Raw genomic sequence first — 21,792 nt, 5'->3', positions numbered from 1 at the left:
CTCGCGGCGCTCGAGGCCATCCATGCCGACGGCGCCGTGGTGCTGCACCGCGGGCGCATCGTCTACGAGCGCTACTTCGGCGCGCTCGACGCGGACGGCGAGCACATGGCGATGTCGGTCACCAAGTCGGTGGTGGGCACGCTCGGCGCCATGCTCGCGGCCGACGGCAAGCTCGACGAGAACGCCTTCGTCACGCACTACATCCCCGAGCTGGGCGACAGCGCCTTCGGCAGCGCGACGGTGCGCCAGGTGATGGACATGACCACGGCCATCGACTATTCGGAGGAGTACGCCGACCCCGATGCGGGCGTGTGGAAGCATGCGCGCGCCGGCGAACTGCTGCCGCGTCCGGCGGGCTATGTTGGCGCCGAGGGCTACCGGCAGTTTTTGCAGAGCGTGGGCGCGGCGCGTGACGGCACCGTGCACGGCCAGACCTTCGCCTACCGCACCGTCAACACCGACGTGCTGGGCTGGCTGATCGCGCGCGCTGCGGGGCAATCGGTGGCGGGCCTGCTGGGCGAACTGATCTGGTCGCGCCTGGGTGCTGAGCAGGACGCCAGCTTCGCGCTCGACGGCCAGGGCGCCGAGTTCGCGGGCGGCGGCTTGTGCACCGGCCTGCGCGACCTCGCGCGCTTCGGCGAGGCGATGCGGTTGGGCGGCTTCTTCAACGGCGCGCAGATCGTGCCCGAGGCCGTGGTGGCCGACATCCGCCGCGGCGCCGACCCGGCGCGCTTCGCACTCGCGGGCTACACCCGGCTGGCCGGCTGGAGCTACCGCAACATGTGGTGGGTGGCGCACGACGCGCACGGCAGCTTCACCGCGCAGGGCATCCATGGCCAGGCGCTGCACATCGATCCGGTGGCCGAGATGGTGGTAGCGCGCTTCGCCTCGCATCCGCTGGCGGCCCATGCGCACCTGCCGACCTCGATGCCGGCCTTTCGCGCGCTGGCCGCGCACCTCATGGGCGCGGGCTGATCAGCCGGCGATCAGCGCGGCATCGACCACCCGCACGCGGTGGTCGATGTAGTAGCCGCCGAACTCGGTGTAGCGAAGCACCAGGCGCGCGCAGGCGCTGCAGCGGTAGACGTCGCAGCGGTTGTACGGGAAGTGCGCGACCGAGATCGGTGCCTCGGGCGAGTCGTAGCGCGTGCCGGCCGGATGGAATTCCTCGAACGTGGGTTCGTAGGCCTCGGGGTCGCGCAGCGTGCCGACCTGTTCCATCAGCGCCTTGGGCCAGCGTTCCTCGGTGATGCTTTCCCAGGCCCTGGCGTCCTGCAGGCGGCAGGCGCAGGTGGGGCGCGTGGGCGTGGCGGCTTCGGCGAGCCGGCGGAGGGCGGGGGTGTCTAGCAAGGTCATGCGCGAAGGGAGTCTAGGGCCTGTTAACACTATGCAAGGGGTCGCGTTGCCCCGCAAAGGGGCTGGATGCAAGGCGCCCGCGCGCAGCAAGGCTGGCGCCTTGCAAGCGCGGGCAACGCCGCAGACGGCCCCTTTGCGGGGCAACCCGGAGGGAAGCTCGCCAGAGCCCGCCCCTCGGCGTTGCGCTCCTAGCGTGTGCGGACGCACACGCGTCGTCACGCGCCTTGATGGGCGGGCTTTGGCGAGCTTCGCGACCCCTTGCATAGTGTTAACAGGCCCTAGTGCGCGCGCCATGTCCGAGCGGCGCGCGGGCTCAAGGCGGGTCGTCGAGCAGCACCGCGCCCGGCCCCGCGGCGCCCAGCCTGTCGCCGGGATTGCGCAGCGGGCAGTCGGTCATCGACAGGCAGCCGCAGCCGATGCATTCGCCGAGGTCGTCGCGCAACCGGGTCAGCACGCGGATGCGCGCGTCGAGCTCGTCGCGCCAGTGCGCGGACAGCGCCTTCCACTGCGCGGCATTGAGGATGCGCCCCTCGGGCAGCCGCGACAGCGAGTCGCGGATGGTCTCGAGCGGAATGCCGGTGCGCTGCGCCACGCGGATCACCGCGATGTGGCGCAGCACCTCGCGCGGATAGCGGCGCTGGTTGCCCTCGCTGCGCCAGCCCTTGATCAGCCCCTTCGATTCGTAGAAGTGCACCGTCGAGACGGCGACGCCGCTGCGCCGCGCGACCTCGCCGACGGTCAGGACCTTGGCGGGCTCGGCGGGATGGTTCTCTGGCATGGGGAGGAAAGGCTCGGAGTCGGATCGGCGTCTTATAGGCGATACAGGCGGAGGCGGTGTGCCGCTCAGCCGCCGAGCTGCCGCCGCAGGTGGCTCGCGATCGCCGCCGCGAGCAGCCCGCCGATGATGGAGACGTGCTCGAGCGCGAAGTAAAGCGACAGCGTGGCGCGCGGTTCGGGCAGCGACCAGAAGCGATGCACGATCGCGATCGTGAGCAGCAGGAACACCGAGAGCGCACCGGCGCCCAGCCACACGGCGCGGTCGACCAGCAGCAGCAGCGAGCCGGCCAGCAGCACGAAGATGGTGGCGACATTGAAGGCCCAGGCCGGCTCGAGGCCCGCCGCGCGCATCTCGCCCACCCCGCCCGCGAAGTTCAGCGCCTTCGCAAGACCCGACGCGGCAAAGACCACGGCGAGAAGTATCCGGGCTGCCAGCCACAGCAGTTGGCTTTCCAACGCGGCATCGATCCACGACCTCATCAACACAGCTCCTGATTTCGACGGGACATTGGTTGCCGCCATGGGTTCATCGGTGAAGCCCACGCGGGTATTCGGGTGAGCGCGGCGGACTGTAAAACCTCAACCAAGCTTGAGGTCAAGCGCCGTCGCCACGGAGCGGAATGGCCAGGTGCGCTACGCTCGCGCCCTGCGCGTTCGCGAGCGAGAGAAGCGGCGGCGCCCAAAGACATCGAATGACACCGAACGAGAACCCAGAAAACGCCGGGCCCGGGCCCGATCCAGTGCGAGGCCCCGAGGCGCTCGAGGCGATGCGCCTGTCCGTGGCACCCATGATGGATTGGACCGACAGGCATTGCAGGTATCTCCACCGCCTGCTGAGCCGCCACGCGCTGCTCTACACCGAGATGGTGACGACCGGCGCGCTGGTGCATGGCGATGTGCCGCGGCACCTGCGCTTCAACGCCGAGGAGCATCCGCTGGCGCTGCAGCTCGGTGGCAGCGAGCCGGCCGATCTCGCGCACTGCGCGAAGCTCGGCGAGCAATGGGGCTACGACGAGATCAACCTCAACTGCGGCTGCCCGAGCGAGCGCGTGCAGCGCGGCGCCTTCGGTGCCTGCCTGATGAACGAGCCGCAGCTGGTGGCCGACTGCGTGAAGGCGATGGTCGACGCGAGCAGCGTGCCGGTGACGGTGAAGCACCGCATCGGCATCGACAAGATCGAGAGCTACGAGTTCGTGCGCGACTTCGTGGGTCAGGTCAGCGAGGCCGGTTGCAAGACCTTCATCGTGCATGCGCGCAATGCCTGGCTCAAGGGCCTGAGCCCGAAGCAGAACCGCGAGATCCCGCCGCTGCGCTACGCGCTGGTGCACCGGCTCAAACATGACTTTCCGGCGCTGAAGTTCTCGATCAACGGCGGCATCACGCTCAATGCACAGGTGCATGAGCACCTGCGGCTGCTCGACGGGGTGATGGTGGGACGCGAGGCGTACCACAACCCCTGGTGGCTGGCCGAATGGGATGCGGAGTTCTTCGGCGCGGCGCCCTTGGAGCGCACGCGCGAGGAGGTCGAGACCCTGATGTGCGACTACATGGTGCGCGAGGCGGCCGAGCACGGCACGCCGTGGTCTAACATCGCGCGCCACATGCTGGGCCTGCGCAACGGGTTGCCGGGCGCGCGCCGCTGGCGCCAGGTGTGGAGCGACCACCGCATGAAGAGCAAATCGCCGCACGAGGTGATGGCGATCGCGCACGAGCCGGTGGCGCAGGCGGCCTGAGCCGCGCTCCTGCTTCCTTTGCTTCTTTTCAGGCCGCCATCAGCGTGGCCTCTGGCACGTCCTCGATGGTGGTGCGGCGCAGCTCGCGGCGCTCGGCGATGTCGTAGCGCCGGCCGCGGTGCAGGGTGCTGCGGTTGTCCCACATCACGAGGTCGTGCACCTGCCATTCGTGGCGGTAGACGAACTCGCGCTGGGTCGCGTGCTCGAGCAGGTCCGACAGCCGCATGCGGGCCTCGGCCACGGGCCAGCCGACGATCTCGCGCGCATGCACGCCCACGAACAGCAGCTTGCGCCCCGAGCCAGGGTGCGTCTGCACCAGCGGCCAGGCGGCCGGCGGGATGGTCTTCTTCTGCTCGTCGGTGTAGGCCTCGTCGCCCAGCAGGATGCGCGTGTGCAGCGCGTAGTGCTCGGCGCTCAGGCCCTCGAGCTCGGTCTTGTCGCGCTCGGGCAGGGCGTCGTAGGCGGCGCGCAGGTCGGTGAACTCGGTGTTGCCGCCCCAGCTCGGCAGCACCAGCGCATGCAACATCGAATAGGCGGCGCGCGGGTTCTGGAACGAGCTGTCGCTGTGCCAGAGCTGGTTGGCGAAGTTCGAGAGGTTCTTCGGCGAATCGCGGCGCGCGACGTTGCCTTGCGCGTCGACGTTCGAGATGTCGATCAGGCGCTCGTCCTCGAGCCGCTCGGGGCGCTTGAACACCTTCTTGAGGCCGAGGTCGAGCGGCCCGAAGGCCTTGGCGAAATCGATCTGCTGCTGGCCCGTGAGCGGCTGGCCGCGCCACACCAGCACGGCGTAGCGATTCATCGCGGCGTTGATCTGCTTGACCTCGTCGCTCGAGAGCGGCCGGGCGATGTCGATGCCGCGCGCTTCGGCGGCGAAATGCGGATGCAGGGGGGTGAGTTCGAGGGGCATGGGAAGGTGTCCGGATGGAAGAGGGGCTCACTCGGGCTGGATGCCCGCGTCGGCGATGACGCGCGCCCAGCGCTTCATCTCCGACTGCACGAAGGCGTCGAACTGCGCGGGCGTGGAGGCGACCACCTCCATGCCCTGTTCCTCGACGCGCTTGCGCATCTCGGGGTCGAGCAGCACGCGGCGCGTGTCCGACTGGATCTTCTCGATGACGGCCGGGGGCGTGCCGTGCGGCGCGATGAAGCCGAGCAGCGCGTTGACGTGGAAGCCGGGCAGGGTCTGCGCGACGGTCGGATAGCTGAAGCCGGGCACCGGCTTGTCGCCGAGGGTGGCGATCAGCTTCATGCGGCCGGCCTTCACGAAGGGCAGCACCGAGAGGAAGGGGTCGACCACGAGGTCGATGCGCCCGCCCATGAGCTCGGTGTGCGCGGGCGAGCTGCCCTTGAAGGGCGCATGCAGCATGTCGAAGCCCGCCTCGCGCTTGAGCAGCTCGGCCCCCAGGTGCGTGGTGCTGCCGGCGCCGGGCGTGCCGTAGGTCAGCTTGCCCGGGTTCTTCTTCGCATAGGCGATCAGCTCGGCCAGCGTGTTGAAGGGCGCGTCGGGCCGGGCCACGATGGCCAGCTGCAGGTTGGCGATCTGGGTGATGCCCGCGATGTCCTTGAGCGTGTCGTAGGGCAGGGTCTTGCGCAGCGAAGGATTCACCGCGAACGAGGAGTTCACCATGCCGATGGTCAGCCCGTCGGGCGGGGCCTTGGCGACGAAGTCGGCACCGATGGCGGTGCCGGCGCCGGGCTTGTAGTCGACGATGACCGGCTGCCCCCAACCCTCCTGCAGCTTCATGGCGATGAGCCGGCCGACGGTGTCGGTCGGCCCGCCGGGGGCGAACGGCACGATGAGCTTCACCGGTCCTTTGGGGAATGCGGCCGGCGCGGCGGCCCGCGCGAAACCCGGAAGGCCGGCGCCGGCCAGGAGGCCGAGGCCGGTGCCAAGGAGCTCGCGGCGGCGCGGCGACGGCGGGGAGAAGTGGGGGTTTTGTCTCGTCATCTCTTTATTTTGAAACAGTGTTCCGAAATAATGATCCTCCAAAGTTCTCGCGTCAACCCGTTTTTGCTGAAAAATGGCAACAAAGATCCATCAGGGAAGCAAAGGTTTCTAAAAATGAATGACGCGTCTGGCGGCAGGGAAGAGGTGAGCGCGCTCGCCAGGGGACTGGCTCTGCTGAAGGTGATCGGGATGGCGGCGGCGCCCATGGGCAACCGCGAACTGGCGGATGCGACCGGCATTCCCAAGGCGACGGTGTCGCGGCTCACGGCCACCCTGGTCGGGGCGGGCTACCTGCGGCAGTCGCAGGACAGCGAGCGTTTCAGCCTGGGGTCGGCGCTGCTCGACATGAGCAGCCGCTACCTGCGGCACTTCGACCTGCGCACGGTGGCGCGCCCGCATCTCGCGGCGCTGTCGGACTTCTCGGGCGCGAGCGTGCACATGGGCGTGCGCGACGAGCTCGACATGCTGATCATCGATTCGCTGCGTCCGCGCTCGGTGATGATCAGCTCGCGCATCGAGGTCGGCTCGCGCATGACGATCGCCACCTCGGCCGCCGGGCGGGCCTACCTGGCCTCGCTCGCGGCGCCCGAGCAGGAGGCGCTGCTGGCGCAGATCCGGCAGGAAAGCGGCGAGAACTGGCCGCGCATCGAGCCGGGGCTGATCTCGAGCATGGAGGAGTACGCGCGCGTGGGCTACTGCGGCTCGTTCGGCGAATGGCATCCGCACATCCATGCGCTGGGTTTCGCGCTGCGCGGTCCGCGCGGCGAGCGCTACGCGGTGAGCTGCGGCGGCCCGGCCTACCTGCTGCCCAAGGACACCATGCTCGCGCGCGTGGCGCCGCGGCTGCTCGAGACGGCGCAGCGCATCGCGGCCGAGGCGGGCACGGTCGATCTCGATTGAGTGAAGAGGCGCGGGCCGCCGCGCGGCCCCGCGGCGAACGCTAGGCCGCCGCTTCCAGCCCGTTGCTGAAGTGCTCGCGCATGCGCGCCATGGCGGCCTCGCCGTCGCGCGCCTCGATCGCGGCCATCACCGAGCGGTGCTCGGCCAGCGATTCCCCGATCCGCCCAGCCTTGAGCAGCGAGTTGTGGCGGTTGAGCTTCATCACCTTGCGCAGGTCGGCCACCATCTGGTCGCGCCACTTGTTGTTGGCGATGGCCAAAAGGCGCATGTGGAAGCGCTCGTTGACCGCGAAGAAATGCTCGCGGTCTTCCGGCGCGGCCGCGGCCTCGAGTTCGGCATGCAGCGCGCGCAGCTCGGCGAGCTGGGCCTCGGTGGCGCGCTCGGCCACCACGCCGGCGGCATCGCTCTCGAGCAATGACAGCAGGTGGTAGACGTCGGCCAGGTCCTGCTCCGACACCTCGGTCACATAGGCGCCACGGCGCACCTTCATCGTCACCAGGCCCTCGGCCGCCAGCACCTTCAGCGCCTCGCGCAGCGGCGTGCGGCTGATGCCGTACTCCTCGGCCAGCTTGAGCTCGTCGATCCAGCTGCCCGGTTCGAGCTCGCGGCGGAAGATCCGCTGGCGCAGCAGCTCGGCCACCTCTTCATAGAGGGCGCGCGGGGTGAGGGTGACGGCGGACATGGGCGGGACTGTACTTCAAAAATCGCGTTTGAATTAATAATTATGGATCGGTTAGACTCGCGGCCGGCCCGCAAATCCCTGCGGACCCCCAGCGATTCCAGCGAATCCTTTCCTCCAGCAGCACACCCCCTGCACGACACACTGCGAAGCGGCGCCTCCATGAGCAGCAAACCCGAACCCTCCTTCAAGCCCGCCACTCTCGAGGCCTGGGCCAAGGCCGCCGCCAAGTCGGCCCCCGGCGGCGACGTCGCCGCGCTGAACTGGATCACGCCCGACGGCATCAGCGTCAAGCCGCTGTACACCGCGGCCGACCTGCAGGGCCTGAAGTACACCGACACGCTGCCGGGCTTCGAGCCCTACCTGCGCGGCCCGCAGGCCACGATGTACGCGGTGCGCCCGTGGACCATCCGCCAGTACGCCGGTTTCTCGACCGCCGAGGAATCGAACGCCTTCTACCGCAAGGCGCTGGCCGCCGGCGGGCAGGGCGTGAGCGTGGCCTTCGACCTCGCCACCCACCGTGGCTACGACAGCGACCATCCGCGCGTGACCGGCGACGTGGGCAAGGCCGGCGTGGCGATCGATTCGGTCGAGGACATGAAGATCCTGTTCGACCAGATCCCGCTCGACAAGGTCAGCGTGTCGATGACCATGAACGGCGCGGTGCTGCCGGTGCTCGCGGGCTACGTGGTGGCGGCGGAAGAGCAGGGCGTGGCGCAGGACCAGCTCAGTGGAACCATCCAGAACGACATCCTCAAGGAGTTCATGGTCCGCAACACCTACATCTTCCCGCCCGCGCCGAGCATGCGGATCATCGGCGACATCATCGAGTACACGGCGCAGAACATGCCGAAGTTCAACTCGATCTCGATCAGCGGCTACCACATGCAGGAAGCCGGCGCCAACCAGGCGCTGGAGCTGGCCTTCACGCTGGCCGACGGCAAGGAGTACGTGAAGACCGCGCTGGCCAAGGGCCTCGACGTCGACGGCTTCGCCGGGCGCCTGAGCTTCTTCTGGGCCATCGGCATGAACTTCTACCTCGAGGTGGCCAAGATGCGCGCCGCGCGCCTGCTGTGGTGCCGGATCATGAAGGAGTTCGAGCCCAAGAACCCCAAGAGCCTGATGCTGCGCACCCACTGCCAGACCTCGGGCTGGAGCCTGACCGAGCAGGACCCCTACAACAACGTGGTGCGCACCACCATCGAGGCGATGGCCGCGGTGTTCGGCGGCACGCAGAGCCTGCACACCAACGCGCTCGACGAAGCCATCGCGCTGCCGACCGAGTTCAGCGCCCGCATCGCGCGCAACACGCAGCTCATCATCCAGGAAGAGACGCACATCACGAACGTGATCGACCCCTGGGCCGGCAGCTACATGATGGAGAAGCTCACGCAGGACATGGCCGACGCGGCCTGGACCATCATCGAGGAGGTCGAGGCCATGGGCGGCATGACCAAGGCGGTGGACAGCGGCTGGGCCAAGCTCAAGATCGAGGCCGCGGCCGCCGAGAAGCAGGCGCGCATCGACTCGGGCAAGGACGTGATCGTCGGCGTCAACAAGTACAAGCTCAAGAACGAGGACGCGATCGAGAGCCTCTCGATCGACAACGTGAAGGTGCGCGACCAGCAGGTGGCGCGGCTGCAGAAGATCCGCGCCGCGCGCGACGGCGCCAAGGTGCAGGCCGCGCTCGACGCGCTGACCGAGGCGGCCGAGAACGGCAGCGGCAACCTGCTGGCGCTGAGCATCGACGCGGTGCGCCTGCGCGCCACCGTCGGCGAGATCTCCGACGCGCTCGAGAAGTCCTTCGGTCGCCACCGCGCCGACACCCAGAAGGTGACCGGCGTCTATGCCGCCGCCTACGACTCCGCCGAGGGCTGGGAGAACCTCAAGACCGAGATCAACGCCTTCGCCGAGGAGCAGGGCCGCCGTCCGCGCGTGATGATCTCCAAGCTGGGCCAGGACGGCCATGACCGCGGCGCCAAGGTGGTGGCCACGGCCTTCGCCGACCTGGGCTTCGACGTCGACATGGGGCCGCTGTTCCAGACGCCCGAGGAGTGCGCGCGCCAGGCGATCGAGAACGACGTGCATGCGGTGGGCGTGAGCACGCTCGCGGCCGGCCACAAGACGCTGGTGCCCGCGATCATCGCGGAGCTGCGCAAGCAGGGCGCGGACGACATCATCGTGTTCGTCGGCGGCGTGATCCCGCGCCAGGACTACGACTTCCTCTACGAGGCCGGCGTGAAAGGCATCTACGGACCGGGCACGCCGATCCCGGCGAGCGCGAAGGACGTGCTGGAGCAGATCCGCGCGGCGGTCGCGGCCTGAGCAGCGTCGTGGGCGATCTCCTGTCGCGGCTGTCGCTGCAGCCCGTGGAATCCAGCGATTTCGAGGACATGCTGGCGCTGCGCATCGATGCGATGCGACCGAGCCTCGAGCGTGTCGGCCGCTTCGACCTCGCGCGCTCGCGCGAGCGGCTCAGCGCCGGCTTCGTGATCCCGTTCATGCACCACATCGTGCTCGACGGCGACGGGCGCATCGGCTTCGTCACGCTCAAGCCCGAGGGCGCCGATGCGCTGCGGCTCGACCACCTGTACCTGCGCACCGGCTTCCAGGGCCTGGGCATCGGTGAATGGGTGATGCGCTGGGCCAAGGCGCAGGCGCGCGCGCAGCAGCGCGACATCAAGCTCACGGCGCTGGTGCGCAGCGATGCCAACCGCTTCTACCTGCGGCACGGCTTCGTGCTCGAGGGCGAGGAGGGCGTCGACCTGCACTACCGCTGGCGCCTGGCCGTGGAGGCCGCGTGCTGAACACGGCCCAGGCGCTGCAAAGCGCGATCGCCGAGACGGACGGCATGGCGCAGCGCCGTGCCATCGCCAAGGCCATCACGCTGCTCGAATCCACCCGCGCCGACCACCGCGCGCAGGCCGACGAGCTGCTCACCGCGCTGCTGCCGCGCACCGGCAACTCGTTCCGGCTCGGCATCTCGGGCGTGCCGGGCGTGGGCAAGTCGACCTTCATCGAGACCCTGGGCCTGCTGCTGATCGACAAGGGCCACCGCGTCGCGGTGCTCACCATCGACCCCTCGTCCACCGTCTCGGGCGGCTCCATCCTCGGCGACAAGACGCGCATGGAACGGCTCTCGGTGCACGAGCGCGCCTACATCCGTCCCAGCCCCTCGAGCGGCACGCTCGGCGGCGTGGCCGAGAAGACGCGCGAGGCGATGCTGGTGTGCGAGGCCGCGGGCTACGACGTGGTGATCGTCGAGACCGTGGGCGTGGGCCAGAGCGAGACCGCGGTATCGGGCATGACCGACATGTTCGTGCTGATGCAACTGCCCAACGCCGGCGACGACCTGCAGGCGATCAAGAAGGGCGTGATGGAGATCGCCGACCTGGTCGTCATCAACAAGGCCGACATCGACAAGGACGCCGCCACGCGCGCGCAGGCGCAGATCACCTCGGCGCTGCGGCTGTTCGGCCAGCACGGCCATCCCGACCATGCGCGCCACGACGAGAGCTTCTGGCATCCGCAGGCGATCCAGCTCAGTGCATTGCTGGGGCAGGGCGTCGACGCGTTTTGGGCCCAGGTCGAGCGCTTTCGCGCGCTGCAGGCAGCCAATGGCCGGCTCATGGGCCGCCGCCAGCAGCAGGCCAAGTCGTGGATGTGGGACCGCATCGAAGCGGGCCTGCGCCATGCCTTCCGCCATCACCCGCGCGTGAAGGAAGAGCTGCCGGCGCTGCTCGGCCAGGTGGGCGCGCTCGAGCTCGCGCCGTCGACCGCGGCGCGCCGGCTGCTCGGCCTCTATGCAGGCGACGAGAGCGCATGGGCCCACTGAACGACCACGGCTTCGCGCGCGGTTTCGACACCGCGGCGGGACGCTTTGCCTGGGGCACGACCTTCGAGCAACTGGAGGCACGCGGGCTGCGGCCCGCGTACGCGGCCGCGGGCGTCAACGTCTGGCATGTGGCGGGCGCGGACGTGCTCGGGCTGCGCAGCAGCCGCATGGAACTCATGGTGCCGCGGCCCGGGCGCCCGGTGATGCAGGCGTGGCACCGGCTGGACCTGCCCGAGGGCGAGTCGCATGTCGACTTCGCGCTGCGGGCGCATGCGCAACTGGTCGAACGGTTCGGCGAGCCCGATCGCGGCGACGCGCGGCCCGCGCGCTTCAAGGAAGAGAACGCCTGGAGCGTGGCCGTCAACGCCGAGTGGCGCCTGGCTGGCGTGCGCGTGGGCGTCTCGTGGTACGGCGCGCCGCGCGACGACGAAGCGGCCGGGAAGACCAGCGGCATCCTGTTCGTCGACTGGGACGACGAGGTCGCGGCCGCCGCGCCGTGGGCCGAGGCCTGGCAGCGCGAGCAGCTCGCGCTCGACGCCATGCTGCGCGGGGCGCATGCGGTGGCGAGGCTCGAGGCCGGCCCCGCGCGCGAATTCGCGCGGAGTGCGGCGCAGCGCGTGCTGCGCATGCCCGCGCTGCACTTCACCGTGCCCGGCTTCGCGCTGCTGCAGGGCGAGGGCGCCGCCGACCACCGGCTGGTGCTGTGGTCGTCGGCTTCCGGCGACGCCTGGGGCGTCTCCGATCTCCACGACACCGTCTTCTGCCGCCGCGGCGAAAGCCTCGCGGCGCAATGGGTGCAGGTGCTGCCGGCCAAGGGCGGCGGCAGCACCGATCTCTCGTTCGGCCCGCTCACCAACACGTCGCCCTATCGCCCGCGCGAGCGGTGCGGCGCGATCGCGCAATTCATGGACATCCTGGCCACCATGCCGGGGGCATCGTTCCAGTACAGCGAAACCTATGACTGCTGATTTTTCAAAGAGGCTTTTCTCATGCAAGAACTGATCGACGAACTCGAAAAGCGCCGTGCGCAGGCCCGCCTGGGCGGTGGACAGAAGCGCATCGACGCGCAGCATGCCAAGGGCAAGCTCACGGCGCGCGAACGCCTCGAGCTGCTGCTGGACGACGGCACCTTCGAGGAATGGGACATGTTCGTCGAGCACCGCTCGACCGACTTCGGCATGGCCGACAACAAGATCCCGGGCGACGGCGTGGTCACGGGCTACGGCATGATCAACGGCCGCCTGGTGTTCGTCTTCAGCCAGGACTTCACCGTCTTCGGCGGCGCGCTCAGCGAAGCGCATGCCGAGAAGATCTGCAAGGTGATGGACCAGGCGATGAAGGTCGGCGCCCCGGTGATCGGCCTCAACGACTCGGGCGGCGCGCGCATCCAGGAAGGCGTGGCCTCGCTCGGCGGCTATGCCGACGTGTTCCAGCGCAACGTGATGGCCTCGGGCGTGGTGCCGCAGATCAGCATGATCATGGGCCCGTGCGCGGGCGGCGCGGTGTACTCGCCGGCCATGACCGACTTCATCTTCATGGTGAAGGACTCGAGCTACATGTTCGTCACCGGCCCCGAGGTGGTGAAGACCGTGACGCACGAGAGCGTGACGGCCGAGGAACTGGGCGGCGCCGTGACCCACACCACGCGCAGCGGCGTGGCCGACATGGCGTTCGAGAACGACGTCGAGGCGCTGATGATGCTGCGCCGCCTCTACAACTACCTGCCGCTCAACAACCGCGAGAAGCCGCCGGTGCGCCTGGGCAACAACGGCCAGGGCGACCCGGCCGACCGGCCCGACTATTCGCTCGACACGCTGGTGCCCGAGAACGCGAACAAGCCCTACGACATGAAGGAGCTGATCTTCAAGGTCGCGGACGACGGCGACTTCTTCGAGCTGCAGCCCGACTACGCGAAGAACATCGTGATCGGCTTCGCGCGCATGGAAGGCCAGACCGTGGGCATCGTCGCCAACCAGCCGCTGGTGCTGGCGGGCTGCCTCGACATCAAGAGCAGCATCAAGGCCGCGCGCTTCGTGCGCTTCTGCGATGCCTTCAACATCCCGGTCGTGACCTTCGTCGACGTGCCCGGCTTCATGCCCGGCACCGGCCAGGAGTACGGCGGCATCATCAAGCACGGCGCCAAGCTGCTCTATGCCTATGCCGAGTGCACAGTGCCGAAGATCACCGTCATCACGCGCAAGGCCTACGGCGGCGCCTACGACGTGATGGCCTCCAAGCACCTGCGCGGCGACGTCAACCTGGCCTGGCCGCGCGCCGAGATCGCGGTGATGGGCGCCAAGGGCGCGGTCGAGATCATCTTCCGCGAGGACAAGAACGATCCGGCCAAGCTCGCTGCGCGCGAGGCCGAGTACAAGGCCCGCTTCGCCAACCCCTACGTGGCGAGCGCGCGCGGCTACATCGACGACGTGATCCTGCCGCACGAGACGCGCAAGCGCATCTGCCGCTCGCTGGTGATGCTGCGCGAGAAGAAGCTCGAGAACCCGTGGCGCAAGCACGGCAACATTCCGCTTTGAGCCGCACGGAGAAGAACATGTTCAAGAAGATCCTGATTGCCAATCGCGGCGAAAGCGGCCGCAAGGCCGCTTCGGCGAAGCCAAATTGCATGGCGCGCGTAGCGCGCGCAGGCGATTTCCACGCGGAGACCCAGAATGTTTAAGAAGATCCTGATTGCGAACCGCGGGGAAATCGCCTGCCGTGTGATCCAGACCGCCAAGAAGATGGGCATCCTCACGGTCGCCGTCTATTCCGACGCCGACAAGGAAGCCCGCCACGTCGAGCTGGCCGACGAGGCCGTGCACATCGGCGCCGCGCCCAGCCGCGAGAGCTACCTGCTGGCCGACCGCATCATCGAGGCCTGCAAGAAGACCGGCGCCGAGGCCGTGCATCCGGGCTACGGCTTCCTGTCGGAGAACGAAAGCTTCGCGAAGAGGGTCGAGGAAGAGGGCATCGCCTTCATCGGCCCCAAGCACTATTCGATCGCGGCCATGGGCGACAAGATCGCCTCGAAGAAGCTCGCCAACGAGGCCAAGGTCAACACCATCCCGGGCTGGAACGACGCCATCGAGACCGCCGAGCGCGCGGTCGAGATCGCGAAGGACATCGGCTACCCGGTGATGATCAAGGCCTCGGCCGGCGGCGGCGGCAAGGGCCTGCGCGTGGCCTTCAACGACAAGGAGGCCTTCGAGGGCTTCACCTCCTGCCGCAACGAGGCGCGCAACAGCTTCGGCGACGACCGCGTGTTCATCGAGAAGTTCGTCGAGGAGCCGCGCCACATCGAGATCCAGGTGCTCGGCGATTCGCACGGCCACGTGATCTACCTCAACGAGCGCGAATGCTCGATCCAGCGCCGGCACCAGAAGGTGATCGAGGAGGCGCCATCGCCCTTCATCAGCGACGCCACGCGCAAGGCGATGGGCGAGCAGGCGGTGGCGCTGGCCAAGGCCGTGAACTACCAGAGCGCGGGCACGGTGGAGTTCGTGGTCGGCAAGGACCAGAGCTTCTACTTCCTCGAGATGAACACCCGCCTGCAGGTGGAGCATCCGGTGACCGAGTGCATCACGGGCCTCGACCTGGTGGAGCTGATGATCCGCGTGGCGGCCGGCCAGGAACTGCCGCTGACGCAGGAGCAGGTCAAGCGCGATGGCTGGGCCATCGAGTGCCGCATCAACGCCGAGGACCCGTTCCGCAACTTCCTGCCCTCGACCGGCCGGCTGGTGAAGTTCCAGCCGCCGGCCGAGACCATGTTCGCGAGCGACACCGAGCACCTGCAGGGCGTGCGCGTGGATACCGGCGTGTACGAGGGCGGCGAGATCCCGATGTACTACGACTCGATGATCGCCAAGCTCATCGTGCACGGCAAGGACCGCAACCACGCGATCGCTCGCATGCGAGAGGCGCTCAACGGCTTCGTGATCCGCGGCATCAGCAGCAACATCCCGTTCCAGGCCGCGCTGCTCGCGCATCCGAAGTTCGTGGCCGGCGACTTCAACACCGGCTTCATCGCCGAGAACTACGGCAAGGGCTTCCATGCCGAGGACGTGCCGCACAGCGAGCCCGATTTCCTGGTCGCGCTGGCGGCCTACGTGCACCGCCGCTACCGCGCGCGCGCCTCGGGCATCAGCGGCCAGCTCGAAGGCCACGGCGTGAAGGTGGGCGAGCAGTTCGTGGTGGTCGAGCTCGGCGCGCAGGGCGAGCACGTGCACCACCCGGTGACCGTGAGCGACTTCCACGGCAAGACCGGCGCGAGCGCGGTCACGGTCGGCGGCAAGACCTACAAGATCGACAGCAGCCTCGCGCTGGGCGCGGTGCGCGTGCAGGGCATCGTCAACGACAAGCCCTTCACCGCGCAGGTGGAGCGTGGCGCCGGCAAGAATCCGCTGGCGCTGCGGGTGTCGAACGACGGCCGCCAGATCGAGGCCATGGTGCTGTCGCCGCTGGGCGCGCGCCTGCTCGCGCTGATGCCGCACAAGGCACCGCCGGACCTCAGCAAGTTCCTGATGTCGCCGATGCCGGGGCTGCTGGTCGAGGTGGCGGTGCAGCCGGGCCAGCAGGTGCAGGCCGGCGAGAAGCTCGCGGTGATCGAGGCGATGAAGATGGAGAACGTGCTGTTCGCCGCGCAGGACGGCGTGGTCGGCAAGATCTCCGCGGCCAAGGGCGAGTCGCTCGCGGTCGACCAGATCATCCTGGAGTTCAACTGATGGGGGCCAGCGACCTGCAGGCGGTGGTGCTGCAACGGCCCGCGAAGCCGGCGCCGGCGCCCGAGGGCCGCTGGTCGGTCGAGGCGATCCAGGCGCTGCTCGACAAGCCGCTGATGGAGCTGCTGTTCGAGGCCCAGACGGTGCACCGCCAGCACTTTCCCGCGGGCGACATCGAGCTGGCCACGCTGCTGTCGGTGAAGACCGGCGGCTGCCCCGAGAACTGCGGTTACTGCCCGCAGTCGGCCGAGTTCGACACCGGCGTGAAGGCGCAGAAGCTGATGGAGGTCGACGAGGTGCTGCGCGCCGCGCAGGCCGCCAAGGACGCGGGCGCCACGCGCTTCTGCATGGGCGCGGCCTGGCGCGCGCCCAAGGACCGCGACGTCGAGAAGGTGGCGGTGCTGGTCGAGGCCGTGAAGGGCCTGGGCCTGCAGACCTGCGCCACGCTCGGCATGCTCGAGCCGCACCATGCGCAGCAGCTCAAGGCCGCCGGCCTCGACTACTACAACCACAACCTCGACACCGCGCCCGAGTACTACACCGACATCGTCGACACCCGCAGCTACCAGGACCGGCTCGACACGCTGGCCCATGTGCGCAGCGCCGGCATCAGCGTGTGCTGCGGCGGCATCGTGGGCATGGGCGAGGCGCCGGTGCATCGCGCGGGACTGATCGCGCAGCTGGCCAACCTCGATCCGTACCCCGAGTCGGTGCCGATCAACAGCCTGGTGCGCGTGCCCGGCACGCCGCTGGCCGATTCGGAACCGATCGATCCCTTCGACTTCGTGCGCATGATCGCGGTCGCGCGCATCACCATGCCGACCGCGCGCGTGCGCCTGTCGGCCGGCCGCCAGCAGATGGGCGAGGCGGTGCAGGCGCTGTGCTTCATGGCCGGCGCGAATTCGATCTTCTACGGCGACAAGCTGCTGGTCACGGGTAATCCCGACGTCGAGGCCGACGTGCAGCTGCTGCGCAAGCTGGGGCTGCGCTCGCACCGCGCCTCGACCGAAACGAACCCGGAGTCCTGCCAATGACGAGCGCCATCCAACGTCCCTTCCGCGTGCTGGGCATCCAGCAGATCGCGATCGGCGGTCCCGACAAGACCCGGCTGCAGAAGCTCTGGGTCGACATGCTGGGGCTCGAGGTCACGGGCACCTTCCGAAGCGAGCGCGAGAACGTCGACGAGGACATCTGCGCGATCGGCACCGGCCCGTTCAAGGTCGAGGTCGACCTGATGCAGCCACTCGATCCCGAAAAGAAGCCCGCGGTGCATGCCACGCCGCTCAACCACGTGGGCCTGTGGATCGACGACCTGCCGACGGCCGTCGAATGGCTGACGTCGCAGGGCGTGCGCTTCGCGCCCGGCGGCATCCGCAAGGGCGCGGCGGGCTTCGACATCTGCTTCCTGCATCCGAAGGCGAACGACGAGTTCCCGATCGCGGGCGAGGGCGTGCTGATCGAGATGGTGCAGGCGCCGCCCGAGGTGGTGAAGGCCTTCGACGCGCTCGCCGGGCGCTGAGCCCGGCCGCCTTCAGGCGTTCACGACCTTGCGTATCGGCGGCTTCACGTCCGAGCGGTGCGGCGGCAGCATCGGCTGGTGCTCGCGCGCCGGGTTCAGGATGATCGAGGTCGCGGTCTCGGTGAGGATGCAGAACTTGGTGACCACCGCGTCGAGGTGGCTCACGTCGATCACCGCGATCTCGAGGATCCAGCTGTCCTCGCCGGTCACGTTGTAGGCATTCACGCATTCGGGCGTGTCCTGCACCAGCTTCACGACGCGGTCGTAGTCGGCGCGGCCGACGCGGATCATCGCGCGGATGCCGTAGCCCAGCTTGGCCAGGTTGACGGTGGCGCGGTAGCCGCTGATCACGCCCGCGGCCTCGAGCTTCTTCACGCGCTCGGTCACCGCCGGCTGGCTCAGGTGCACGCGGCGGCCGAGTTCGGCCATGGTGAGGCGCGCATCCTTCTGCAGCTCGGCCAGGATGCGGGTGTCGTGGGCATCGAGCGTGGGGTTCAAGGTGGATTCCATCGAAGTCCTTCAAATCGACGGCCGCGAGCCGCCAGAACCGTGATTTGCGCATGGAAGCGCGGCGGCGGCCTTCATACCATGGAGCGGCTCAGACCCACAACAACAGACACCCTCGACATGCTCTCGCTCGCCACTTCCACGCCGTCCGCGCGCGGCGGACTGCCGCCGATCATCTGGCTCTGCCTCGCCGCCACCTGGCTGGTCTGGGGCTCGACCTATCTCGCGATCAAGTACGCGCTGATCAGCTTCCCGCCCTTCCTGCAGATGGGCTCGCGCTTCCTGTTCGCGGGCCTGCTGCTCGCGGCCTGGATGCGTTGGCGCGGCGCGCCCTGGCCGAACCGGCTGCAGTGGCGCAACGCGCTGGTGGTCGGCACGCTGATGCTGGGCGGCGGCATGGGCGGCACCGCGCATGCCGAGGTCTCGGTGGGCTCGGGCCTGGTGGTGGCCTTCATCGCGGTGGTGCCGCTGATCATCGCGCTGCTCAACCTGATCTGGGGCATCGTGCCGACGAAGCTCGAGGCGATCGGCATCGCGCTGGGCCTGGTCGGCGTGCTGATGCTGACGCAGGGCAGCGGCTTCCAGGCCTCGCCGGCCGGGCTGGCCGCCATCAGCATCGCCTGCGTCTGCTGGTCGGCCGGCAGCGTGCTGAGCCAGCGCGCGCTGCCGCTCGCGCCGGGTGCGATGGGCTTCGCGAGCGAGATGATCTGCGGCGGCGTGGTGCTGCTGGTGCTGGCGGCGGTCTCGGGCGAGAGCCTCGCGTGGCCGCCCGCGCCGCAGGCCACGGCCGCCTGGTTTTACCTGGTGGTGTTCGGTTCGCTGATCGCCTTCAACGCCTACATGCTGCTGCTGGCGCGCGCGCCGGCCGCGCTGGCCGCCAGCTACACCTTCGTCAATCCGGTGATCGCGATGCTGCTGGGCGTGTGGATCGCGGGCGAGACCGTCACGCGCTTCGAGTGGTACGCGGTGACGGTGATCCTGGCGGGCGTGCTGATGCTGCTGCTCAAGCGCTCGGCCAGGAACTGAGCGGGCCCGTGGCTCAGGCGCCCGGGCGGCGCCACACCGCGAGCGTGGCCGCCAGCAGCCACATGCCCACGGCGCAGCCGCGGTTCAGCGCCTTGAGGCCGCGCTTCGAGAGCCAGCGCACCGCCTGCGTGCCGGCGCCGGCATAGGCCAGCATCACGCAGGTGTCGAGCAGCACGAAGATGCCGCCCAGCAGCAGGTACTGCGGGCCCTGCGGCCGCGCGATGTCGACGAACTGCGGCAGGAAGGCCGCAAAGAACAGCAGCGACTTGGGGTTCGACAGCGCCACCGCGAGGCTGCGCAGCAGGGCGATGCGGCCATGCAGCCGGCTCTCGGGCGAGGACTTCGCGAGCGCGGCCCCGAGGTCGGTGGCGTCGCTGCGCCAGAGCTTGATGCCGAGCCACACGAGGTAGGCCACGCCGGCCACGCGGATCGCGTTGAACAGCCATTCCGAGGCCGCCAGCAGCGAGCCCAGGCCCAGCGCGACGACGGCGATCACGATGCTGCTGCCGAGCGAGGCGCCGACGATGCCCCAGCTCGCGCGGCGCATGCCGCCGTCGATGCCGTTCGACAGCGCGAGCAGCATGGTCGGGCCCGGGATCACGGCGAGCGCGAGGGAGGCGAGCACGAAGACGAGCAGGGTGTCGAGGTTCATGGCTTGGGTGTGGAAGGACGTTGGGAGGCGGCACGGGCGCGCGCGAGCGCGGCCTCGACCACCGAGCGCTTGCGGGCCTCGGCGCTGGGTGCCGCGACCTCGGCTTCGGGGCGCTTCTTGCCCTGGCGCGCATCGGTGGGCCGATGCTGGCCGTGCAGGGCATAGCGCGCGCGGGCATGGGCCGCCTGCGCGGGCGACCAGGCCTGCCAGCCGGTGCGGCCCGGCGTGGCGTCCTCGAGCGAGATGCAGTCGACCGGGCAGACCGGGATGCAGAGTTCGCAACCCGTGCAGTGCGCGTCGATCACGGTGTGCATGCGCTTGTTGATGCCGAGGATGGCGTCGGTCGGGCAGGCATCGAGGCACAGCGTGCAGCCGATGCACCAGGCCTCGTCGATCACCGCCAGCCTGCGCGGGCCCTCGGTGCCGAAGGCCGGGTCGAGCGCCTGCATGGGGCGGCCGGTGAGCTGCGCGAGCCGTGCGACGCCCTCGGCGCCGCCCGGCGGGCACTGGTTGATCTCGGCCTCGGCGCTGGCCACGGCCTGCGCATAGCCCTCGCAGTCCGGGTAGCCGCAACGGGTGCACTGCGTCTGGGGCAGTGCGTCGTGGATGCGTGCGGCCAGTCCGTTCACGGGAGGAGGAGGGTGCTCAGCGCGCCGCGGCGGCGGTCTTGCGCGCCACGGTCTTCTTCGGGGCGGGCGCGCGCTTCGCGGCCGGCGCGGCCTTCTTGGCAGCCACAGCCTTCTTGGCGGGCGCCTTGGCGGTGGTGGTGGCCAGCTTGCGGCCGGGCTTGACCTTGTCCTCGGCCGGCAGGCTCTCGCGTTCACCGGCACGGCTTTGCGGCTGGTCGTTGGCGGCGATGAACTTCTGCATCTTCGGATAGACCAGTTCGCGCCAGCGGCGGCCGCTGAAGATGCCGTAGTGGCCCGCGCCCTTGACCTCGTAGTGCTCGCGCTTCGCATCGGCGATGCCGGTGCACAGCTCGTGCGCGGCCTCGGTCTGGCCCGAGCCCGAGATGTCGTCGAGCTCGCCCTCGACCGTGAGCAGCGCGGTGGCGCGGATGTCCTGCGGGCGCACGCGCTCGACCTCGCCCGTGGGGCTCTTCACGTCCCAGGTGCCGTTGACCAGGTCGAATTCCTGGAACACGGTGCGGATGGTCTCGAGGTAGTAATCGGCGTCCATGTCGAGCACGGCGTTGTACTCGTCGTAGAACTTGCGGTGCGCCTCGGCGCTCGCGTCGTCGCCCTTGATCAGGTCCTTGAAGTAGTCGTAGTGGCTGCTCGCGTGGCGGTCGGGGTTCATCGCGACGAAGCCCGTGTGCTGCAGGAAGCCCGGGTAGACGCGCCGGCCCGCGCCCGGGAAGCCCTGGGGCACGCGGTAGATCACGTTGTTCTCGAACCACTCGAAGCTCTTGTTCATCGCGAGGTTGTTGACCGCCGTGGGCGACTTGCGGGCGTCGATCGGGCCGCCCATCATCGTCATGGTGAGCGGCAGCGCCTCGCCGCGGCTGGCCATCAGCGACACGGCGGCCAGCACCGGCACCGTGGGCTGGCACACGCTGACCACGTGGCAGTTGCCGTACTCGGCCTGCAGGCGGCGGATGAACTCCTGCACGTAGTTGATGTAGTCGTCGAGGTGGAACTCGCCGTCCGACAGCGGCACCAGGCGCGCGTTCTTCCAGTCGGTGATGTAGACCTTGTGGTCCTGCAAAAGGGTGCGCACCGTGTCGCGCAGCAGGGTGGCGTAGTGGCCCGACAGCGGCGCCACCACCAGCACCACGGGCTGGCTCTTGAGCGTCTTGAGGATGTGCGGTTCGTCGGTGAAGCGCTTGAAGCGGCGCAGCTGGCAGAACGGCTTTTCCAGCTCGATCACTTCCTGGATCACGACGTCGTCGCCGTCGACCTTGACCGACTTGATGTTGAACTCGGGCTTCTCGTAGTCCTTGCCGAGGCGGTAGAGCAGGTCGTAGCTCGCCGCCATGCGCTGCGCTCCGGGCAGCTGGCTCCAGACGGCGCCGGGGCTGTAGAGCTTGGAGGCGGCCTGGGCGAAGTCCGCGAACGGTTCCATGAGGGAACGCTGGGCTTCGTAGAGTTGGTAGAGCATCGCTGTGTCGAGTTGGAATGTTGCGGTGCAATATATCAGCGCATT

At 68.9% G+C, this 21,792-nt stretch carries 23 protein-coding genes; 13 read left to right on the top strand and 10 right to left on the bottom strand.

Annotated features, from left to right (window positions below; all coding sequences use genetic code 11):
* Positions 1 to 975 (top strand): serine hydrolase domain-containing protein (locus AC27VN_RS03020; protein ID WP_490875572.1); only part of this gene is annotated, 975 nt, incomplete at its 5' end.
* On the opposite strand, the gene AC27VN_RS03015 is transcribed toward AC27VN_RS03020, so the two are convergent.
* The 3 genes from AC27VN_RS03015 to AC27VN_RS03005 all read right to left on the bottom strand — a co-directional run bounded on the left by AC27VN_RS03015 (position 976) and on the right by AC27VN_RS03005 (position 2,676).
* On the bottom strand, positions 976 to 1,356 hold the full coding sequence (locus tag AC27VN_RS03015) for a hypothetical protein (protein ID WP_490875571.1): 381 nt from the start codon (positions 1,354 to 1,356) through the stop codon (positions 976 to 978).
* Between the two features lie 313 nt (positions 1,357 to 1,669).
* Positions 1,670 to 2,134: a redox-sensitive transcriptional activator SoxR gene (gene soxR, locus AC27VN_RS03010; protein WP_057593633.1), complete on the bottom strand. Its 465-nt coding sequence runs from the start codon at positions 2,132 to 2,134 to the stop codon at positions 1,670 to 1,672.
* A gap of 65 nt (positions 2,135 to 2,199) precedes the next feature.
* The gene (locus tag AC27VN_RS03005) at positions 2,200 to 2,676 is read right to left on the bottom strand and encodes a DoxX family protein (protein WP_490875570.1); all 477 of its coding nucleotides are present in this window, start codon (positions 2,674 to 2,676) and stop codon (positions 2,200 to 2,202) included.
* Positions 2,677 to 2,900: 224 nt separating this feature from the next.
* On the opposite strand from AC27VN_RS03005, the gene dusA reads away from it, so the two are divergent.
* Positions 2,901 to 3,866, top strand: coding sequence for a tRNA dihydrouridine(20/20a) synthase DusA (gene dusA, locus AC27VN_RS03000; protein ID WP_431512442.1), 966 nt, complete (start codon positions 2,901 to 2,903; stop codon positions 3,864 to 3,866).
* Between the two features lie 28 nt (positions 3,867 to 3,894).
* On the opposite strand, the gene AC27VN_RS02995 is transcribed toward dusA, so the two are convergent.
* Together AC27VN_RS02995 and AC27VN_RS02990 are read right to left on the bottom strand one after the other, a co-directional pair.
* Positions 3,895 to 4,773 carry a TauD/TfdA dioxygenase family protein gene (locus tag AC27VN_RS02995; RefSeq protein ID WP_490875569.1) on the bottom strand — a complete coding sequence of 293 codons (879 nt, stop codon included), beginning with the start codon at positions 4,771 to 4,773 and terminating at the stop codon, positions 3,895 to 3,897.
* A 27-nt stretch (positions 4,774 to 4,800) separates the two neighbouring features.
* Positions 4,801 to 5,661, bottom strand: coding sequence for a tripartite tricarboxylate transporter substrate binding protein (locus AC27VN_RS02990; RefSeq protein ID WP_490875568.1), 861 nt, complete (start codon positions 5,659 to 5,661; stop codon positions 4,801 to 4,803).
* A 267-nt stretch (positions 5,662 to 5,928) separates the two neighbouring features.
* Here AC27VN_RS02990 and AC27VN_RS02985 point away from each other — a divergent pair, with 267 nt between their 5' ends.
* Positions 5,929 to 6,714 carry an IclR family transcriptional regulator gene (locus AC27VN_RS02985; protein ID WP_209540758.1) on the top strand — a complete coding sequence of 262 codons (786 nt, stop codon included), beginning with the start codon at positions 5,929 to 5,931 and terminating at the stop codon, positions 6,712 to 6,714.
* 40 nt (positions 6,715 to 6,754) lie between these two features.
* On the opposite strand, the gene AC27VN_RS02980 is transcribed toward AC27VN_RS02985, so the two are convergent.
* A complete protein-coding gene (locus AC27VN_RS02980; protein ID WP_057593638.1) occupies positions 6,755 to 7,396 on the bottom strand; it encodes a GntR family transcriptional regulator in 642 nt (213 codons plus the stop codon).
* A gap of 159 nt (positions 7,397 to 7,555) precedes the next feature.
* Between AC27VN_RS02980 and scpA the strand changes: the two genes are divergently transcribed.
* The 9 genes from scpA to AC27VN_RS02935 are packed head-to-tail and all read left to right on the top strand — an operon-like array spanning position 7,556 to position 17,462.
* Positions 7,556 to 9,718 (top strand): methylmalonyl-CoA mutase, encoded by a 2,163-nt coding sequence (scpA, locus tag AC27VN_RS02975; RefSeq protein WP_093342684.1) that lies wholly within the window; start codon positions 7,556 to 7,558, stop codon positions 9,716 to 9,718.
* A gap of 8 nt (positions 9,719 to 9,726) precedes the next feature.
* On the top strand, positions 9,727 to 10,200 hold the full coding sequence (locus tag AC27VN_RS02970; RefSeq protein WP_093342682.1) for a GNAT family N-acetyltransferase: 474 nt from the start codon (positions 9,727 to 9,729) through the stop codon (positions 10,198 to 10,200).
* Complete coding sequence (gene meaB / locus AC27VN_RS02965; protein ID WP_490875567.1) at positions 10,194 to 11,228, top strand: methylmalonyl Co-A mutase-associated GTPase MeaB; 1,035 nt, start codon at positions 10,194 to 10,196, stop codon at positions 11,226 to 11,228. The genes AC27VN_RS02970 and meaB overlap by 7 nt, the downstream gene beginning before the upstream one ends.
* Entirely contained in the window at positions 11,216 to 12,196 is a 981-nt protein-coding gene (locus AC27VN_RS02960; protein ID WP_490875566.1) for a hypothetical protein, read from the top strand. The genes meaB and AC27VN_RS02960 overlap by 13 nt, the downstream gene beginning before the upstream one ends.
* Positions 12,197 to 12,217: 21 nt before the next feature.
* A complete protein-coding gene (locus tag AC27VN_RS02955; protein ID WP_093342678.1) occupies positions 12,218 to 13,762 on the top strand; it encodes an acyl-CoA carboxylase subunit beta in 1,545 nt (514 codons plus the stop codon).
* A gap of 17 nt (positions 13,763 to 13,779) precedes the next feature.
* Positions 13,780 to 13,905: a hypothetical protein gene (locus AC27VN_RS02950; RefSeq protein ID WP_281078450.1), complete on the top strand. Its 126-nt coding sequence runs from the start codon at positions 13,780 to 13,782 to the stop codon at positions 13,903 to 13,905.
* On the top strand, positions 13,898 to 15,946 hold the full coding sequence (locus AC27VN_RS02945) for an acetyl-CoA carboxylase biotin carboxylase subunit (RefSeq protein WP_490875565.1): 2,049 nt from the start codon (positions 13,898 to 13,900) through the stop codon (positions 15,944 to 15,946). Before AC27VN_RS02950 ends, AC27VN_RS02945 begins: the two co-directional genes overlap by 8 nt.
* The gene (gene bioB / locus AC27VN_RS02940; protein WP_490875564.1) at positions 15,946 to 16,977 is read left to right on the top strand and encodes a biotin synthase BioB; all 1,032 of its coding nucleotides are present in this window, start codon (positions 15,946 to 15,948) and stop codon (positions 16,975 to 16,977) included. Before AC27VN_RS02945 ends, bioB begins: the two co-directional genes overlap by 1 nt.
* Positions 16,974 to 17,462: a VOC family protein gene (locus AC27VN_RS02935; protein ID WP_057593644.1), complete on the top strand. Its 489-nt coding sequence runs from the start codon at positions 16,974 to 16,976 to the stop codon at positions 17,460 to 17,462. The genes bioB and AC27VN_RS02935 overlap by 4 nt, the downstream gene beginning before the upstream one ends.
* A gap of 12 nt (positions 17,463 to 17,474) precedes the next feature.
* Here the strand turns inward: AC27VN_RS02935 and AC27VN_RS02930 are convergent, their stop codons facing one another.
* A complete protein-coding gene (locus tag AC27VN_RS02930; protein WP_208512240.1) occupies positions 17,475 to 17,972 on the bottom strand; it encodes an Lrp/AsnC family transcriptional regulator in 498 nt (165 codons plus the stop codon).
* Positions 17,973 to 18,089: 117 nt separating this feature from the next.
* Between AC27VN_RS02930 and yedA the strand changes: the two genes are divergently transcribed.
* Positions 18,090 to 18,995 carry a drug/metabolite exporter YedA gene (yedA, locus tag AC27VN_RS02925; RefSeq protein WP_057593646.1) on the top strand — a complete coding sequence of 302 codons (906 nt, stop codon included), beginning with the start codon at positions 18,090 to 18,092 and terminating at the stop codon, positions 18,993 to 18,995.
* A gap of 13 nt (positions 18,996 to 19,008) precedes the next feature.
* Here yedA and AC27VN_RS02920 read toward each other — a convergent pair whose 3' ends face one another.
* From AC27VN_RS02920 to AC27VN_RS02910, 3 genes are read right to left on the bottom strand one after another with little or no spacing between them, the layout of a single operon-like run.
* Entirely contained in the window at positions 19,009 to 19,647 is a 639-nt protein-coding gene (locus tag AC27VN_RS02920; RefSeq protein ID WP_057593647.1) for a LysE family translocator, read from the bottom strand.
* A complete protein-coding gene (locus AC27VN_RS02915) occupies positions 19,644 to 20,276 on the bottom strand; it encodes an RnfABCDGE type electron transport complex subunit B (RefSeq protein ID WP_490875563.1) in 633 nt (210 codons plus the stop codon). Before AC27VN_RS02915 ends, AC27VN_RS02920 begins: the two co-directional genes overlap by 4 nt.
* A 16-nt stretch (positions 20,277 to 20,292) precedes the next feature.
* Positions 20,293 to 21,747 (bottom strand): polyhydroxyalkanoate depolymerase, encoded by a 1,455-nt coding sequence (locus AC27VN_RS02910; protein ID WP_490875562.1) that lies wholly within the window; start codon positions 21,745 to 21,747, stop codon positions 20,293 to 20,295.
* Between the last annotated feature and the right edge of the window lie 45 nt (positions 21,748 to 21,792).

The organism is Variovorax sp. 20P10.2.4 (genome assembly GCF_058244205.1).
Note: the sequence above shows the minus strand (reverse complement) of the source record. Positions and strands in the feature narration are given on the sequence as shown.